This is a genomic window from Flavobacterium sp., from assembly GCF_039932285.1.
Lineage (GTDB): Bacteria > Bacteroidota > Bacteroidia > Flavobacteriales > Flavobacteriaceae > Flavobacterium.
In genome coordinates, this window is sequence record NZ_JBDTQE010000034.1 from 1 (window position 1) to 18,433 (window position 18,433).

Consider the following 18,433-nt stretch of genomic DNA (forward strand, 5'->3'; position numbering starts at 1 on the left):
TGGAGAAATTTGCTATTTCGCGTTTAGTAGGAGCACCTCCAGGATACGTTGGTTACGAAGAAGGCGGGCAACTAACCGAGAAAGTGCGTCGCAAACCCTATTGTGTAGTTCTTTTAGACGAAATAGAAAAAGCGCATCCAGATGTTTTTAACATACTGTTGCAAGTACTTGACGATGGTTTTATGACAGATAGTTTAGGTCGCAAAATCGACTTTAAGAATACCATTATTATTATGACCTCTAATGTTGGCGCAAGACAACTCAAAGATTTTGGTCAAGGAGTTGGTTTTGGTACTGCTGCCAAAGTTTCTCAAGCTGATGATAATTCGAAAAGTATTATTGAAAATGCATTAAAGAAAACATTTGCACCAGAATTTTTGAACAGAATTGACGATGTAATTGTTTTTAATGCTTTAGAAAAAGAAGATATTAATTCTATTATTGAAATTGAATTAAATAAATTATATGCAAGAGTTAAAGAATTGGGTTATAAACTTTCATTGTCAGACAAAGCAAAAGTTTATGTTGCTGAAAAAGGATTTGACAGACAATTTGGTGCTCGCCCACTAAAAAGAGCCATTCAGAAATATGTTGAAGATGTTCTTGCTGAGGAAATTATCACCTCAAAAATTGCTTCTGGAGACGAGATTTTTATGGATTTTGAAGAAGGAGAAACTGAGTTAAAAGTTACTATTGAGAAAAAAGCAGAAGAACCAACGAGTTAATTTTTTTGACAATATATTAAAACCATCTTTTCTTAGGATTAGATGGTTTTTTATTTTAAAAATAACCCTCTTTTATTAATTCAAATATTTACTTTTGATTTATTAAAATATCCCATAAATATGTTAGCACAAAAACTAATTCTAGGTAGTGAAGAATGGTGTTCGTTTCCAGATTTAAATATTCCAGTGATCAAAGCCCGTGTAGATTCAGGCGCAAAAACATCGGCATTACATGCAGTAAATATTGCTCCTTTTATTCGTGATAATGAAAACTGGGTCAAGTTTGATATCAATCCAATTCAAAATAACACCAAAACGGTCAAACATTGTGAAGCAAAATTGATTGACAAGCGTGTTGTGAAAAGTTCCAGTGGTTATCGTGAACAACGTTTTGTGATACAAACAGAATTAAAAATTGGAGAAGCTATTTGGAAAATAGAAATGACATTGACCAATCGAGATTCGATGGGTTTTCGTATGCTCTTAGGTCGTGAGGCCATGAGCGGAAGAGTTTTAGTCGATCCTGAACAGAAATATTTATTAGGACAACCTACTTTAGAATCTATAAAAACATTTTACCAAAATTCTGATGAAGTAAAAAAAGGGCTAAAAATTGGTCTTCTTGCCAGCAACCCCGAATTATATAGTAATAAACGTATTATGGAAGCTGGAGCTATGCGTGGACACGAAATGCATTTTTTGAATATTAAAGAATGCTATATGAAACTCGATGCCACTAATCCTGAAATTCATTATCGTGGCGGAAAAGTATTAGATAATTTTGATGCTGTAATTCCTAGAATTCGTCCAAGCATTACTTTTTATGGTTGTGCGCTCACCAGACAATTCGAAGCATTGAAGGTTTTTTGTTTAAACTCATCAGCAGCAATAACACAGTCTCGAGATAAATTATATTCTTTGCAATTGCTTCTTAATCATGGGATTGATATTCCAACTACAGGATTTGCAAATTCTCCTTTAGATACTGACGATTTGATAAAAATGGTTGGTGGTTCTCCACTTATCGTAAAATTATTAGAAGGAACACAAGGAAAAGGAGTCGTTTTAGCAGAAACAAAAAAAGCAGCTGAATCTGTTATAAATGCTTTTAAGAGTTTAAATGTTAATATTTTAGTACAAGAATTCATCAAAGAAGCCAATGGTAAAGATTTGCGATTGTTTGTTGTAGATGGTAAAGTAGTAGCCACAATACAACGCGAAGCTTTGGCGGGAGAATTTCGTGCTAATATACATTTAGGCGGAACTGCATCAGTTATAAAACCAACACCTGAAGAAAAGAAAATCGCAATTAAAGCCGCAAAAGCAATGGATCTTAAAGTAGCTGGTGTAGATATTATCCGTTCTTCAAAAGGACCACTATTATTAGAAGTAAATTCGTCGCCTGGATTAGAAGGTATAGAAGGTGCAACACATAAAGATATTGCAGGTGAAATGATTTTAGCTATTGAGAAAAACTTTAAAATAAAATCTACTTTTTAAAACCAATTATATCCAATGAATCAATATATTGACATTGTTTTACGAAGTGTTACGATCTATTTCTTCATCTTAATAGCCTTGAGAATATTTGGTAAAAAAGAATTGTCACAGCTAAATACTGCCGATGTTATTCTTATTTTGCTGATAAGTAACTCTGTACAAAATGCAATGGTTGGCGCTAATACTTCACTTATAAGTGGAATTATTGCTGCATTTGCTTTGTTTTGCATCAATTATATTTTTAAAAAAGTAATGCTAAAATCTTCCTTTATTAAAAAATTAGTACAAGATAAACCAGAAATTTTGATACATAATGGAATAACATATTACAAAACGCTTGCTCGATTAGGAATTACTTCCGATGAACTTGAAGAAGCCATTCGTGAACATGGTCTGGAGCATTATAATGAAGTAAAATTAGCCATGTTTGAAATAGACGGAAATATTAGTATTATTTCTGGAAACGAATATTTAAAACAAACTCATTTCAAAAAGAAAATTATTCATAAAAATTTAGCTGGTAAAAAATAAAAGCGTAACATTAACAATACCCAAATTGAGGCAATTATAATGAAAGAGACAGAAGAAATATTAGAAATAAATAAGCGTCAAAAAGATTTTTATAACTCAGAAGAAAAATCTAAAGGCAATATTGCAACAATTTTATGGGCAGCTTTTAGAAATGGAATTTTAAGTAATTTTAGACAAAAATTTGATATCAAAGATCGGGTTTATGAAGAACACAAGATTTGGCTTGGAGATATTAGTAACAAGAGAATACTAGATTTAGGTTGTTTAAAAGGTAATTATTTATCTATTTATATGGCACAAAATGCCAAGGAATATATAGGAATCGATTTAAGTGATATTTCAATTGCTGTTCTTCAACAAAAAATAGAACAAAATAATTGTAAAAATGCCTCAGCCATTGCAGTCGATTTTTTATCACCAGAATTTCCTCAAACTAACTTCGATGTTATTTATGCCTATGGCGTTTTACATCATTTTGAAAATTTTGATTTATTAATTACAAAATTAAAAGAAAAATTAGTTACAAATGGTGTTATTGTATCTTATGATCCATTAGAAACTAGTTTTCCAATAAAAATCATAAGGGCTTTATACAGGCCTTTTCAGAGTGATAAAGATTGGGAATGGCCATTTACAAAAACAACATTATCTAAAATAAAAACTAATTTTGATGTTATCGAAATTAGAGGGATTTTAGGAAAAAGTAAATATGGTGTACTAATGAATTTATTGCCGCTAAATAATGCTTTTAAAACTAGAATAATAGCAAAAATGGTAGCAAAAGATTGGAATATTACAAAAATAGAACAGGTTTATTCTTGTATGCATACAACAATGTTACTTCGGAAGAAGTAGTATTTAACATATTTTATCTGAAAGTAAGATATTAAAAAAGCAGAAATAACTATTAAGTTATTTCCGCTTTTTAACTCATTCTTAAAAAGTCAGAATTTCAGTGAAAGATAAATAAACTATTATCTAACATAAACTTCAATATTACCACTTGCATCTTTTAACTTTAGCTCATGAATGGTAAGATTTACAATGTCTTGAACAGTAGTTACTCCATCAATAGCTCTGGTTAAGTTATTATGTGATCTAGAATAAATTCCCGAATCAGTAGTAAATGAACATGGAGCAAGAGTCGAATCATAATCTCCTTCAATTACAGTATTGTCAATTTTTAGCTCCATATAATCTTTATTACACCCGCTTTGATTTTGTGGTGCATCAGTTAATGTTTCTGTACCTCCACTAGTAGTACCTATTTTGCTAATTTCCCATTTTCCTGTTAAAGGAACAATAGTTTCTCCTCCATTTCCATCATCATCATGGTTACAAGAGGCTGTTAACAACCCTATACTTAATGCTAATGCTAGTATTATACTTCGATTTTTCATAATTGAATTCTTTAAAATTATATATTCAAAGTTACTAGTATAGCTTTATGGGAATGTTATAGAATTATCTAAAATAGTTGTATAATTTAATTATTAACAAATATGGGTACTCCCAAACATAGAATAATAAAAAAGAGTTCAATTTTAGTTAAAAAATCGAACTCTTATCTTTTTAAAACTATATGATTTTAGGATAGTGCTAAGAGAATCAAATTAAGAAAAGATATTATTATTTTTTGTTTTCAACCCATTTTCTAGCATTTACAAATGCTTCATGCCAAGGCGAAACTTCATCTTTTTTATTGGTTGGATAATTTGCCCAATTCCAAGGAAAAGTAGAACGCTCTATATGTGGCATCATTACTAGGTGTCTTCCAGTGCTATCACACATCATGGCTGTGTTATAATCGGAACCATTAGGGTTTGCAGGGTAACTTTCGTAAGCATATTTTCCTACAATAGTATAATTTTCTTCTACTTCTGGTAAATTAAATTTTCCTTCTCCATGGGAAACCCAAACGCCAAGAGTTGCGCCTTCCAATGAAGAAAGCATCACTGAATTGTTTTTTTGAATGGTTACTGATGTAAAAATACTTTCATGTTTTTGTGAATTGTTGTGAAGCATTTTTCCATGTATTTTATGCTCTGGATTTACTAGTTCTAATTCCATCATTAACTGACAACCATTACAAATACCAACCGAAAGGGTGTCTTCTCTTTTGTAGAAGTTCTTTAAAGCGGTGTTTGCTTTTTCGTTATATAAAAACGCTCCAGCCCAACCTTTAGCCGAACCTAAAACATCTGAATTAGAAAATCCTCCAACCGCTCCAATAAATTGAATATCTTCTAGATTTTCACGACCTGAAATCAAATCGGTCATGTGTACGTCTTTTACATCAAAACCTGCTAAGAACATTGCATTTGCCATTTCACGTTCCGAATTACTTCCTTTTTCACGAATAATAGCCGCTTTTGGACGTGGTTTTGAATTGTCGATTACTGGTTTTTTTCCATCAAAATGAGATGGAAAAGAGTAGGTTAGTGGTTGGTTTTTATAATTATTGTAGCGCTCTAATGCTGTTCCGTTTTTTGATTGTTTTGAATCTAAAAGAAAAGATGTTTTGTACCAAGTGTCTCTTAATTGCGCTACATCAAAATTAAAATTGTCATCAAAATTTTTAATCGAAATTGTATTTCCTTCAACTACCGAACCTATATTAAAAATTTCGATATTATTTTGAGAAAATATACTTTCAACTTCAGCGTCTGCCTGGAAAACTATTGCAATATTTTCGTTGAATAAAGTTTTTACCGAATCGTTTTCACCTAAAGTAGATAAATCGAATTTTGCTCCCAAATTCACATCGGCAAAACACATTTCTAATAAAGTGGTAATTAATCCTCCGCTACCAATATCGTGTCCGGCTTTAATTTTACGTTCTTTAATTAAGTCTTGTAAGACATTAAAAGCATTTTTAAAGAAAGTAGCATTTTTAATAGTAGGAACTTCAGTACCAATTTTGTTTAAAACTTGAGCAAATGAGCTTCCTCCTAATTTGAATGAATCTTGTGTTAAATTAAGATAGTAAATATTACCTCCGTTACGTTGCAAAACAGGTTCTACTACTTTAGTGATATTGGTACAGTTGCCTGCGGCTGAAATAATTACTGTTCCTGGCGCAATTACTTCGTCATTTGGATATTTTTGCTTCATCGATAGTGAATCTTTTCCAGTTGGAATATTAATTCCCAATTCGATAGCGAAATCAGAACAGCTTTTTACTGCTTCGTATAATCTTGCATCTTCTCCTCCATTTTTGCAAGCCCACATCCAGTTGGCTGAAAGTGAAATACCGTCTAAACCATTTTTAATAGGTGCCCAAATAATATTTGATAAAGATTCGGCAATAGCTGTTCTAGTTCCTGCAACAGGATCAATCAAAGAAGCTATTGGCGAATGTCCTATAGAAGTGGCAATTCCTTCTTTTCCTTTATAATCTAATGCCATGACACCACAATTATTTAACGGTAACTGTAATGGTCCTGCACATTGTTGTTTGGCTACTTTTCCACCTACACAACGGTCTACTTTATTGGTTAACCAATCTTTACAGGCAACCGCTTCTAATTGTAATACTTGCTCTAAATAATTTACAATTTTAGCTGGAGTATATTCTAATTCTGAATAGTTTCGGTCTATCGTTTTATCAGTCATAACCACTTTTGGAGAACTTCCGAAGAAATCTTCTAAGGCATAATCCATAGGTTTTGCACCTGTTGATTTCGACTCAAATGTAAAACGATGATCATTAGTAACATCACCCACTTGGTACATTGGCGAACGCTCTCTCTCAGCAATTCTTTGTAAAATATCGATATCTTTTGTACCAATAACCAATCCCATTCTTTCTTGAGATTCGTTACCAATAATTTCTTTGGCAGATAGAGTAGGGTCTCCAATAGGTAATTTATCTAAATCTATTAAACCTCCTGTTTCCTCTACTAATTCTGAAAGACAGTTTAAGTGTCCTCCAGCACCATGATCATGAATAGAAACAATTGGATTATGATCGCTTTCTACCAAACCACGAATGGCATTGGCAGCACGTTTTTGCATTTCAGGATTAGAACGTTGAATGGCATTTAATTCGATACCTGTACTAAAAGCACCAGTATCTGCTGAAGAAACGGCAGCTCCACCCATACCGATTCTATAATTTTCGCCACCAAGAATTACGATTTTATCGCCAGCTTGTGGCTTTTTCTTTATGGCTTGGTCTAGTTTACCGTAACCAATTCCTCCCGCTTGCATGATTACTTTATCGTAACCTAATTTTCGAGCTTGTTCTTCATGTTCGAAAGTCAATATTGAACCAGTAATAAGTGGTTGCCCAAATTTATTACCAAAATCAGAAGCTCCGTTAGATGCTTTAATCAAAATATCCATTGGTGTTTGGTATAACCAAGGTCTTTCTGTCATTCCGTTTTCCCAAGGACGTTCTTCTGCTAAACGCGAGTATGAAGTCATGTAAACAGCTGTTCCCGCTAATGGCAACGAACCTTGTCCTCCTGCTAAACGGTCGCGTATTTCTCCACCAGAACCCGTGGCTGCACCATTGAAAGGCTCAACAGTCGTTGGAAAATTATGTGTTTCTGCTTTTACAGAAATAACTGAATCAAATTCTTTAATTTCATAAAAATCAGGTTTGTCGGCTGTTTTTGGAGCGAATTGTTGTACACGAGGTCCTTTTACAAAAGCCACATTATCTTTATATGCAGAAACAATATCGTTTGGGTTTTCGGCTGATGTTTTTTTGATTAATTTGAATAATGATGTTGGTTTTTCCACTCCATCAATCACAAATGTTCCATTAAAAATTTTATGTCGACAATGCTCAGAATTCGCTTGTGAGAAAGCAAAAATTTCAGAATCGGTTAATTTTCTACCTAATTTAGTTGATAAATTATTTAAATAGTCCACTTCTTCTGGACTCAAAGCCAAGCCTTCTTGTTTGTTGTACGCATTAATATCTTCAATATCTAAAATGGGTTCTGGCTTAATATTGATGGTATAAATTTCCTGATTTAACTCTGAATACTTTTGCGAAAGCATTGGGTCAAAATCATTAAAATCGGCTGTCGATTTTTCAAATTCTTCTATTCTGATGATTCCAGAAATCCCCATATTTTGAGTAATTTCAACAGCATTTGTACTCCAAGGTGTAATCATAGCGGCACGTGGTCCAACAAAAAAATCCGTAAGTACGGATTTTTCTATTTTATTTGCGCTACCAAAAAGCCAGTTTAATTTGTTGATGTCTTCTGTTGATAGTTCGCTTTGCGATTGAACAGCAAAAATAGTTTTGGTTTTGTTTCCAAAGAAAGAAATCATAGTGTTGTTGTTTGTAGTTGTGCAAATTTAATAATTAAAGATTAAATTTTGAATAAAAAAAGCGGCAATTTCTGCCGCTTTTCTATTTACTTGATAATCATCTTTTTAGTTATCGATTCAATTCCCTTGGTCACTTTAATTAAATAAATTCCAGTTTTTAGATTTGAAATGGATATCGTTGTATTTACATTTTCTTTCTCAAATACTTTTTGACCTATTAACGAATAGATTTCGATAGAGTAGTTTTCGTTTGAATTACCAAAATTAATATTGAAATTTCCATTTGATGGATTTGGATAAATATTAAAATCAGTATTTGTTATTACTTTTATTTCGTTTGTGTTTCCTATTTTATTTCCTAATCCTGTACAAGTATCTATAGCAAAAACATCCCAATCGGTTGCTTTATTGAAAGTAGATTTAGGGACAGTTACAGTAGTTTTTCTTCTTAAAGTTTCATCGGTCGAAAAATTTGCTGTACCACCATTGAAGGTTCCAATTACATCTATAAGAACACCATTTTTAAATAATCCAATAGCATCATTTCCATTAAATGTCATATCTGTTGAAGCTGTAGATAAATTTGCAGTTGTTGTAGAATAGCAAGCTGATGAAATCAAACTATTTACAATTACATATTTTGAATTGTTTGCCATTGTTCCTGAAAGTGTTATTCCTGTACTCCAAGCACCAGCACCATTTGTTTGTTTTTTTATACTATAAGTAGAAAGATTTACAGAAACGCCTGTAGCATTTGAAATTTCTAAGGCTTTATTGTTAGATGAACCTTCTAAATATTCAGAAAAATATAAATCACTAATAGATGAAGCACTTGTCGTTGTAGCATTAATTGTACTACTTGCAGCTGAAACATTTCCAGCAGCATCTTTAGCTTTTACATAAAAAGAATAAGTAGTTCCAGTTGATAAGGCAGTTATTGAAACACTAGTTGTTGTAACAGATGTTTTCAAAGTACTATTCATATATACATCATAACCTGTGACAGCAATATTATCAGTCGAAGCGGTCCAGTTTAAATTTATAGAGGTGGTTGTTATTCCTGATGCTATTAAACTTGTTGGACTTGTTGGGGCTTGTGTGTCTGCTGCTGTTAAGGTTGTTGCATTTATAGTTGTACTATTAGAAGAACTATTTGCGGCAGCATCTTTTGCTTTAACATAAAAAGAATAAGCTGTTGAAGCTATAAGTCCAGTTATTGAAGCAGAATTTGAAGTAACCGTAGTTTTAAGAACACCATTCATATAAACATTATAACCTGTAACACCAACATTATCAGTCGAAGCAGTCCAAGATAAATTTAAAGATGTTGCTGTAATTGATGAAACGACTAAATTTGTTGGAACTGTTGGAGCTTGGCTATCTGAAGTTGGTACGCCACCTCCCCAAATCATATTTACATATTCTGGATGATCTATAAATGGGTTTCTGTTTCCTTGACGAACATAAATAGCATTGTTACGAGCAATTTCTCTAGCACTTACGGGGTCTTGAGCATTCCAAGCTAAAAGCATATTTAAAAAAGGAGTAGTAAAAACCTGATTACTTGTTCCGTTAAACATATCATAAGTGTAAGTTGCTACAGTATTTTGATAACAAGTAGCAAAATAAAAATACATACGAGCAACATCACCTTTAAATTCATTAATTGGTTCAAAAACAGTTCCAGTATATCCAGAAACAGAACTTGAACCCAGTTTGCTTCCATTTAATGAAGTCCATGTAGCAGTTGCAACCGTTCCGTGAGGATAATTACTTCTCATACCATTTACTTTTCCATCGGTTGGCGGAATAAAATGAGCATCGGCAACCATAGGTGATGCAGAATTAAATACAGATTGTGGAATAATATGTTCTCTGTTATAGCAACCACCTTCAGTACTATAAGTTCCACATTGGCTAGTTCCGTATACGTATTTGTAAGGATCAACACCTGTTGGATTTTCTGAATAGATGTCTATTATAGAATTATCATTTTCGTATTGATTATCTCTGTCCGAGGTAGAATAAGTGGTCCAAAGACCTGCGTAACCATTGTTTGTATGTGCAGTAATTTTGTTATACAATTGAGTTTTGAGGGTATAACCTGTTCCCGTTGCGGTACTATAATATCCTGTTGGAATTTGAGCAAATGAATAAATTGAAAATAGTAAAGCGAGTAAGTGTAATTTTAGTTTCATTTATATATTTTTTGTTGGTTAGTAGCCTATTTTGGTTAAACTTTAATAGCCATGCAAAAATATATATAAATAAAATAATCAATATTAACTAATTGTTAAGTTTTAATTGTTGATAATTAATGACTTACATTAAAATTAGACATAAAAAAAGCGGCAAATTTGCCGCTTTTTAATTAGTTAATAACAATTTTTTTAATAATTGATTTATTATCTTTAGTTACTTTGACTAGATACATACCAGTTTGAAGATGAGAAATTGTTATATAAGATTTATTAATTTCTTTTTCTTCAAATACTTTTTGTCCTATTAAAGAAAATATTTCTACTGAATAATTTCCATAATCTTCAAAATCAATTTTAAAATTTCCATTTGAAGGATTAGGATAAATTTTAAAATTAGTAGAACTAAAATTATCTGTATTCAAAGTTGCATTACCAAGACCATCGCAAGTGTTGGTTGGCAATATTTCCCATTCTGTAGTCTTATTAAAAGTAGTATTAGGAGAGGTAACAGTTGATTTACGTCTCAACGTCTCATCTATCGAAAAATTAGCTGAACCACCATCAAGAGTACCAATAATATCAATTAAAGTACCGCTTTTGAATAATCCCACAGGGTCATTTCCATTAAAAGTCATTTCGCCAGCTGCTGTAGATAAATCAGCTGTTCTACTCGGAACACAAGGAGATGCTGTTAAGCTGTTTGTAATAAAATAGACACTTCCATCTGCTAAATTACCACTTAAAACTAATCCACTACTCCAAGCTCCAGCGCCATTAGTTTGTCTTTTAATTGAATAAGTTGATAAATCTATTGTTGATCCTGTTATATTGATAATCTCTAATGCTTTATTATTACTAGTTCCTTCAACATATTCTGAAAAGAATAAATCCGATGCAGTTCCTGCTACAATTGCAGTAGTAGTTGCGCTTACAGTATTAGAAGGCGAAGAAATATTTACTTGACAATCTTTAGCTACTACATATATAGAATAAGTTGTTGCAGCATCTAATCCTGTTAATGTAATTGATGTAGCACCACCACTTGAAGCATATTTCACACCATCAACATAAATGTCATAGTTAGTTACACCAATATTATCAGTACTGGCAGTCCAAGATAAAGAAATCGTAGATGAAGTAACACTAGTAACAGTAAATGTAGTTGGAGTAGTTGGAGATTGTGTATCTGCGGGACAACTTCCAGCTCCCCAAACTAAACTAACATATTCTGGATGATCAATATATGGGTTTCTATTATTTTGTCTTATATAAATAGCATTGTTTCGAGCGATTTCGAATGCGCTTACAGGGTCATTATTATTCCAAGTTATAAGCATCGCTAAAAAAGATGGGTCAATAGCTGGATAAGTATTACCACTAAATGCGGCATAAGAATAACTAGACACTGTATTTTCATATCTTGTTACAAAATAGAAATACATACGAGCAATATCTCCTTTAAATTCATCTATAGGCTCAAATACAGTTCCGGTATAACCTGGAATGGCGCTTGAACCTAATTTCCCTCCATTTTGAGTAGTAATAGAAGCTGAAGCTACATTACCATGTGGAAAGTTAGAACGTTCCCCATTTACTTTACCATCAGTAGGGGTAATAAAGTGAGCATCGGCAACCATTGGATTAGCAGATCCAAAAATCGATTGAGGAATCATGTGTTCTCTATTGTAACAGTCACCTTCTGCACTATAATTTCCACAACGCTGTGTTGATCCAGAAGTATAATTATAAGGATCGACAGCAGTCGGACGTTCTGAATACATATCCATTATTGTTCCGTCATTTTCATAAAAATTGTCAATGTCAGATGTTTGATATGTTACATATAATCCAGCATATCCATTATCTGTATGATCTTTAATAATATTATATAACTGAGTTTTCAAGCTTGCTCCAGTTCCTATTGCTGTATTATAATAACCCGTAGGAATTTGAGCAAATGATACTAAAGAAATTAGTAAAAGTAATATTGTAATTTTTTGTTTCATAAATTTTAAAGTTTAAGATTTGGGAATCTGATTAAGGATTTAATTATTAGTAGTAATTTAATTTATTATTATTTTTTTTATCTCTGATGCATTGTTAGCGGATAGTTTCAAAAAGTAAAATCCTTTAGGTAAATTTTGTAGTGTATAGTTTTTATCTTGAAATTCTGGTCTTTTAATTTGTTGAAGAATTTGTCCGTTTATATTGATTAAATCAATTTCGTCTAATGCTATTTCAGAATGAATATTTACTTGATTATTATTAGAAGGAATTGGATAAACACTAACTTCTGCTAAAGCATTGTAATCATTTAATGATAAGAATACTGTAGGCCAACGATTTTCGGCAACGGTACCTCCCCAAATAACTGTAGCTAAATAAGGATTATCTATAAAAGGATTTCTATTTCCTTGAGCATAAGTGTTAGATGTATTTCCATGATACGTATTTCTATTATCTTCATATAAATCTACTGGATCTTGCGCATTCCAATTTAAAAATAAATCAATCATATTGCTGTCAGAAGCTACTGGAGTTCCTACTCCAACATTAGTTGGTAAACATTGACTACCATAACGTAAATACATATACATCATCATGCGCGCAACATCACCTTTCCATCTATCACCAGGATACCAACCACCAGTTACTGAAGTCGAATTTCCACTACCCGCAGCAAATTTTAAATTTCCTCTTGTTGCATTTCTCTGAACATCAGCTGCTCTAATATGATGAGCATCTTCTCCAGCATCACTTGTAGCTCCAGACCCACCATCTACTAACACGGGAGTTCCAAGAGATTTTGCATAAACATGCTCTCTATTCCAGTCTCCTGTATTACCACCATTCATTGTTTTATCTCTAAATAAATCATTGGTTACATCAGCATCACTAGCATTTTCCCATCCATAAATTAAAAGTACATTGGATGAATTATTAGGATCTAAATCCGTAACCTTTGCTGCTTCCCAAACTCCTGGAGTATAAGATATAAAATTGGTATGAGTAGTTATTATTTTAGTTGCTAATGCATTTTTTAAAGAAGCACCTGTTAAAGTCCAATTAAACCCATTATAATATGGGTTTGCTGGAGCTCCAGATTGAGCAGTTATAATTAATGAACTTAATAAAAATAAAAAGGAGTAAATTTTTTTCATAAATAATTTTAAAAAAATTGGGCTGACAAACATAAGCCTAATTTTGTGATTAAAAATAAAAAAACTAGTTTATTAATTAAAATTTAAGATTTAATAATATTTTAAATGTATAACTTTTAAATTTTACGCTCTAATAAAGCCATATAAAATCCATCAAATCCAGAATCTGAGGCTAATATTTTTCTATCTTCAATAAAGTTAAAACTTTTTCCAATTTCAGTAGTTAAAAATTTTGCTATTTGTTCCTGATTTTCAGATGGTAAGATAGAACAAGTAGCATAAACTAGTTTTCCTCCAGGTTTTACAATTCTTGAATAACTTTCTAGTACTTCTGCTTGAATTTTTTTAATATTATCAATAAATTCTGGCTGTAACTTCCATTTTGCATCTGGATTACGTTTTAGAACACCTAATCCACTACAAGGAGCATCAATAAGTACTCTATCTGCTTTTTCAGCTAGTTTCTTAATAACTTTTGTAGAGTCTATAATTTTATATTCGATATTAAAAGCACCATTACGTTTAGCACGAAGTTTCAATTGCTTTAATTTACTTTCATACAAATCCATCGCGATAAGTTGTCCTTTATTTTCCATTAAGGAAGCCAAATGCAAGGTTTTTCCACCAGCACCAGCACAAGTGTCAACTACTCTCATTCCTGGTTTTACATCAAGAAAAGCAGCTACTAACTGTGAATTAGCATCTTGAACTTCAAATAACCCTTGTTTGAAAGCATCAGTTAAAAACACATTGGCTCTTTCTTTAAGTACTAGAGCATCTGGTTGGTCTTTTAATATGTCAGTATCAATATTTAAATCCATTAAAATAGCACGCAATTTTTCACGAGTTGTATTTAATGTATTTGTTCTTAAAATAACTTTTGCAGGTTGGTTTTGAGCATTAATTTCGGTAGCCCAAACTTTTTCGCCTAATTCCTTTACACCTAGTTCATCCATCCAATCTGGAATAGATTCTTTAATCGCTCTAGTTTTAGATAATTCGTCGAAACGTCCTTTTATTTTACGTTCAGGAGTTCCTTCTAGTTGTCTCCAATCGGGAATTGGATAACCACGCATTACAGCCCAAGAAGCAAACATTCTCCAGATATTATCTCTGTCGAAAGGTTCTTTAACTTCTGCAATTTCAGCATATAAACGCTTCCAACGCACAATTTCATAGATGGTTTCGGCAACAAACTTACGGTCTGAACTTCCCCAACGTTTGTCTTTTTTTAAAGCACGCGCTACTACTTTATCTGCATATTCCCCTTCGTTAAAAATAGCATTTAATGAATCTATTGTGGTGTAAACTAAATTTCTATGTAATCTCATTTTTCTAAAATTGAGGTGCAAAGGTACAATATAATAGTCGAAAGTCATAAAGTCAATTGTTACTTAATTTAATATTTTAGATTTTATGAGATTAAGACTTTTTTGGAAAGTATTTATAATTTGCTTAATTTCGCTATCTGAAAAAACGCATTATAAAAAATACTATGAAATACGATATTATTGTTTTAGGAAGTGGCCCTGGAGGTTACGTTACTGCAATTAGAGCTTCTCAATTGGGTTTTAAAGTTGCAGTTGTTGAAAAAGAAAGTTTAGGTGGTGTTTGTTTAAATTGGGGTTGTATCCCAACAAAAGCCTTGCTAAAATCGGCTCAAGTATTTGATTACCTAAAACATGCTTCGGATTACGGATTAATTGTTCCCGCATTTGATAAAGATTTTGGTGCTGTAGTTTCTAGAAGTAGAAATGTAGCTGGTGATATGAGCAAAGGAGTTCAATTTTTGATGAAAAAAAACAAAATTGACGTTATTGAAGGTTTTGGAAAGCTAAAACCAGGAAAAAAACTTGACGTTACTGATAAAGATAATAAAGTTACAGAATATAGTGCAGATCATATAATTATTGCCACTGGTGCACGTTCTCGTGAGTTACCAAACTTACCACAAGATGGTATAAAAGTAATTGGTTACAGACAAGCAATGACTTTGCCAAAACAACCAAAATCGATGATAATTGTGGGTTCTGGTGCGATAGGAGTAGAGTTTGCTCATTTTTATAATGCAATGGGTACTGAAGTTACTATTGTAGAATTTATGCCTAATATTGTTCCCGTTGAAGACGAAGATATTTCGAAACAAATGGAGCGTTCTATGAAAAAGGCAGGAGTAAAAATAATGACTTCTTCTTCTGTGGAAAAAATTGATACTTCAGGAAAAGGTGTAAAAGCATTCGTAAAAACAGCTAAAGGTGAAGAAACTATTGAAGCTGACATATTACTTTCGGCAGTTGGAATCAAAACAAACATCGAAAATATAGGTTTAGAAGAAGTAGGAATTTCAACTGATAAAGATAAAATTTTAGTTAACGCATTTTCTCAAACTAATATTCCAGGTTATTATGCCATTGGAGATGTAACACCAGGTCAAGCATTAGCTCACGTGGCTTCTGCTGAAGGAATTAATTGTGTGGAGAAAATTGCAGGATTACATGTAGATCCAATCGATTACGGAAATGTTCCTGGTTGTACTTATGCTACTCCAGAAATCGCTTCGGTAGGTTTAACTGAAAAACAAGCAAAAGAAAAAGGATACGAATTAAAAATTGGTAAATTCCCATTTTCTGCTTCAGGAAAAGCAAAAGCTTCTGGAACACCAGATGGTTTTGTAAAAGTAATTTTTGATGCAAAATATGGCGAATGGTTAGGTTGTCACATGATTGGAGCTGGTGTTACCGATATGATTGCAGAAGCAGTTGTAGCACGTAAACTAGAAACAACAGGTCATGAAATCCTTAAAGCGATTCACCCACACCCAACAATGAGCGAGGCAGTTATGGAAGCTGTTGCTGATGCTTATGGGGAAGTGATTCATTTGTAAATTAGATTATTAGAGAGTCATATTTTTAGACTTCTTAGATATAGAGACCGTTTTGCGAAAGCAAAGCGGTTTTTTTATATGGTATATATTGCATTGATAATTAAATGATTAATTGTTGTAAAAAATATAATATTACAAAAATGTAACTTTTATAATAAGTGGTCGTATAATCATAGATCTAAAATTTTAATCAGAATAATTTTAATAAATAAACATAAAAAACATGACAAGTATTTTTAGCTTTTGGTGGATAATCTTAATTATTTTATCCGTTCTTTTTTACAAATTCGTTTTAAGAGTATTTTTTGGAATGGTAATCGTTCCCGAAGATAAAATTGGTCTAGTTACCAAGAAATTTGTTCTTTTTGGTGCAGATAAATCGCTACCAGATAGCAGAATTATTGCTACAAAAGGAGAAGCTGGTTTCCAAGCGCAAACATTAGCTCCGGGATTATATTGGGGAATGTGGATTTGGCAATATTCTGTAGATATGACCTCATTTACAATTATTCCAGAAGGGAAGATTGGATTAATTTTAAGTAAAGATGGAAAAGAGATTCCAACTGGACGTATCTTAGCAAGAAAAGTACCAAGTGATAACTTTCAGGATGCAAAATCTTTTCTAGATAATGGTGGCCAAAAAGGACGACAAACTGCATTTATTACAACAGGTTCTTATCGAATTAATACCTTCATCTTTGAAATAGTTATTGCTGATCAAATTAAGATATTTGAAAACATGATTGGAATAGTAACCGCATTAGATGGTGAGCCAATACCATTGGAACAAATTGCTGGAACAAATGTTGTAGGACATAATAACTTTCAAGATTTTGATGAGTTTCTTAATAAAGGTGGAAACCGTGGTTTGCAGCCTCAAGTTATGTTAGCAGGTTCTTATTATATTAATACTTGGGCAATTCAAATCGAACAAAATCCAATGACAGACGTGCCAATTGGTTATGTTGGGGTAGTCATTTCTTATATTGGTGAAGATGGTCAGGATGTTACAGGAGATACTTTTAAACATGGGAATATTGTATCTAAAGGGCAGCGTGGTGTTTGGATGGAGCCACTTGGACCAGGAAAATATGCTTTAAATAAATATACTACTAAATTAGAACCAGTTCCAACTACAAATTTAGTACTAAACTGGGCTGATGCCAGAAGCGAATCACATAATTTAGATGAAAATTTATCTACTATTACTGTTCGTTCTAAAGATGGTTTTCCATTTAATTTAGATGTATCTCAAATTATTCATGTTCCTGCAAATGAAGCACCAAAAGTAATTGCAAGATTCGGAAGCATGAATAATCTTGTTTCTCAAGTTTTAGAACCTACTATTGGAAATTACTTTAGAAACTCGGCTCAAGAAAGCGATGTAATTTCATTTTTAAGTACAAGAAAAGAGCGTCAAGAATCTGCGAAAAATCATATCAAAGTAGTTTTAGATGAATATAATGTTAATGCAGTAGATACTTTAATTGGTGATATTGTTCCACCAGAATCTTTGATGAAAACGCTGACTGACAGAAAAATTGCAGAAGAAGAACAAAAAACATATCAAACCCAAAAAATGGCACAAGAACAACGCCAGGGAATGGAAAAAGAAACTGCTATTGCAGATATGCAAAAAGAAATTGTAAAAGCTTCACAAAGTGTTGAAATTGCACAACGTACTGCTGATGCAACTGTAAAAAAAGCAGAAGGTGATGCGACTAGTTTAAAATTGAATGTAAATGCTGAAGCTGAAGCTACAAAAATGAGAGCTAATGCCGAAGCAGAAGCAACAAAGGCTAGAGCAGGGGCACAGGCAGAAGCAACAAAACTTACGGCAAGTGCTGAGGCTGAAAGAATTTCTAAAACTGGTTTGGCTGAAGCTGAAAAAATTATGGCCGTTGGTAAATCTACTGCAGAAGCTTATCAATTACAAGTTACGGCAATGGGTGAAGATAATTTTGCAAAATATAAAATTACCGAAGAAATAGGTAAAGGAAATATTAAAGTTATTCCAGATGTTTTAATTACTGGTACAAATGGTTCTGAAGGCGGTATTAGTGGCTTGTTAGGTATGAAGTTAATGGAAATGATGGATACAAAACCAGACAATCAAAATACTAGAAAAAAGTAATTTAA

Annotated in this window: 12 protein-coding genes; 6 read left to right on the forward strand and 6 right to left on the reverse strand. The window is 32.5% G+C overall.

Features of this window, described 5'->3' with window-relative positions:
• The 4 genes from ABI549_RS07895 to ABI549_RS07910 form a co-directional block, all read left to right on the forward strand.
• Positions 1 to 725 (forward strand): AAA family ATPase (locus tag ABI549_RS07895; RefSeq protein ID WP_348075919.1); only part of this gene is annotated, 725 nt, incomplete at its 5' end.
• A 120-nt stretch (positions 726 to 845) separates the two neighbouring features.
• On the forward strand, positions 846 to 2,225 hold the full coding sequence (gene rimK / locus ABI549_RS07900) for a 30S ribosomal protein S6--L-glutamate ligase (RefSeq protein ID WP_348075920.1): 1,380 nt from the start codon (positions 846 to 848) through the stop codon (positions 2,223 to 2,225).
• A gap of 15 nt (positions 2,226 to 2,240) precedes the next feature.
• The gene (locus ABI549_RS07905) at positions 2,241 to 2,756 is read left to right on the forward strand and encodes a YetF domain-containing protein (protein ID WP_348075921.1); all 516 of its coding nucleotides are present in this window, start codon (positions 2,241 to 2,243) and stop codon (positions 2,754 to 2,756) included.
• A gap of 39 nt (positions 2,757 to 2,795) precedes the next feature.
• Entirely contained in the window at positions 2,796 to 3,611 is an 816-nt protein-coding gene (locus tag ABI549_RS07910; protein WP_348075922.1) for a class I SAM-dependent methyltransferase, read from the forward strand.
• 119 nt (positions 3,612 to 3,730) lie between these two features.
• On the opposite strand, the gene ABI549_RS07915 is transcribed toward ABI549_RS07910, so the two are convergent.
• The 6 genes from ABI549_RS07915 to ABI549_RS07940 form a co-directional block, all read right to left on the reverse strand.
• Entirely contained in the window at positions 3,731 to 4,156 is a 426-nt protein-coding gene (locus tag ABI549_RS07915; protein WP_348075923.1) for a hypothetical protein, read from the reverse strand.
• A 229-nt stretch (positions 4,157 to 4,385) separates the two neighbouring features.
• Positions 4,386 to 8,048 (reverse strand): phosphoribosylformylglycinamidine synthase, encoded by a 3,663-nt coding sequence (gene purL, locus ABI549_RS07920; RefSeq protein WP_348075924.1) that lies wholly within the window; start codon positions 8,046 to 8,048, stop codon positions 4,386 to 4,388.
• Positions 8,049 to 8,134: 86 nt separating this feature from the next.
• Positions 8,135 to 10,246 carry an endonuclease gene (locus ABI549_RS07925; RefSeq protein ID WP_348075925.1) on the reverse strand — a complete coding sequence of 704 codons (2,112 nt, stop codon included), beginning with the start codon at positions 10,244 to 10,246 and terminating at the stop codon, positions 8,135 to 8,137.
• A gap of 173 nt (positions 10,247 to 10,419) precedes the next feature.
• The gene (locus tag ABI549_RS07930) at positions 10,420 to 12,255 is read right to left on the reverse strand and encodes an endonuclease (protein ID WP_348075926.1); all 1,836 of its coding nucleotides are present in this window, start codon (positions 12,253 to 12,255) and stop codon (positions 10,420 to 10,422) included.
• Between the two features lie 57 nt (positions 12,256 to 12,312).
• The gene (locus ABI549_RS07935; RefSeq protein ID WP_348075927.1) at positions 12,313 to 13,410 is read right to left on the reverse strand and encodes an endonuclease; all 1,098 of its coding nucleotides are present in this window, start codon (positions 13,408 to 13,410) and stop codon (positions 12,313 to 12,315) included.
• A 116-nt stretch (positions 13,411 to 13,526) separates the two neighbouring features.
• Positions 13,527 to 14,741, reverse strand: a complete 1,215-nt coding sequence (locus tag ABI549_RS07940) for a methyltransferase domain-containing protein (protein ID WP_348075928.1) — start codon at positions 14,739 to 14,741, stop codon at positions 13,527 to 13,529.
• Positions 14,742 to 14,905: 164 nt separating this feature from the next.
• Between ABI549_RS07940 and lpdA the strand changes: the two genes are divergently transcribed.
• Positions 14,906 to 16,294, forward strand: a complete 1,389-nt coding sequence (gene lpdA, locus ABI549_RS07945) for a dihydrolipoyl dehydrogenase (RefSeq protein ID WP_348075929.1) — start codon at positions 14,906 to 14,908, stop codon at positions 16,292 to 16,294.
• Between the two features lie 223 nt (positions 16,295 to 16,517).
• Positions 16,518 to 18,428, forward strand: coding sequence for an SPFH domain-containing protein (locus ABI549_RS07950; protein ID WP_348075930.1), 1,911 nt, complete (start codon positions 16,518 to 16,520; stop codon positions 18,426 to 18,428).
• The last annotated feature ends 5 nt before the right edge of the window (positions 18,429 to 18,433 follow it).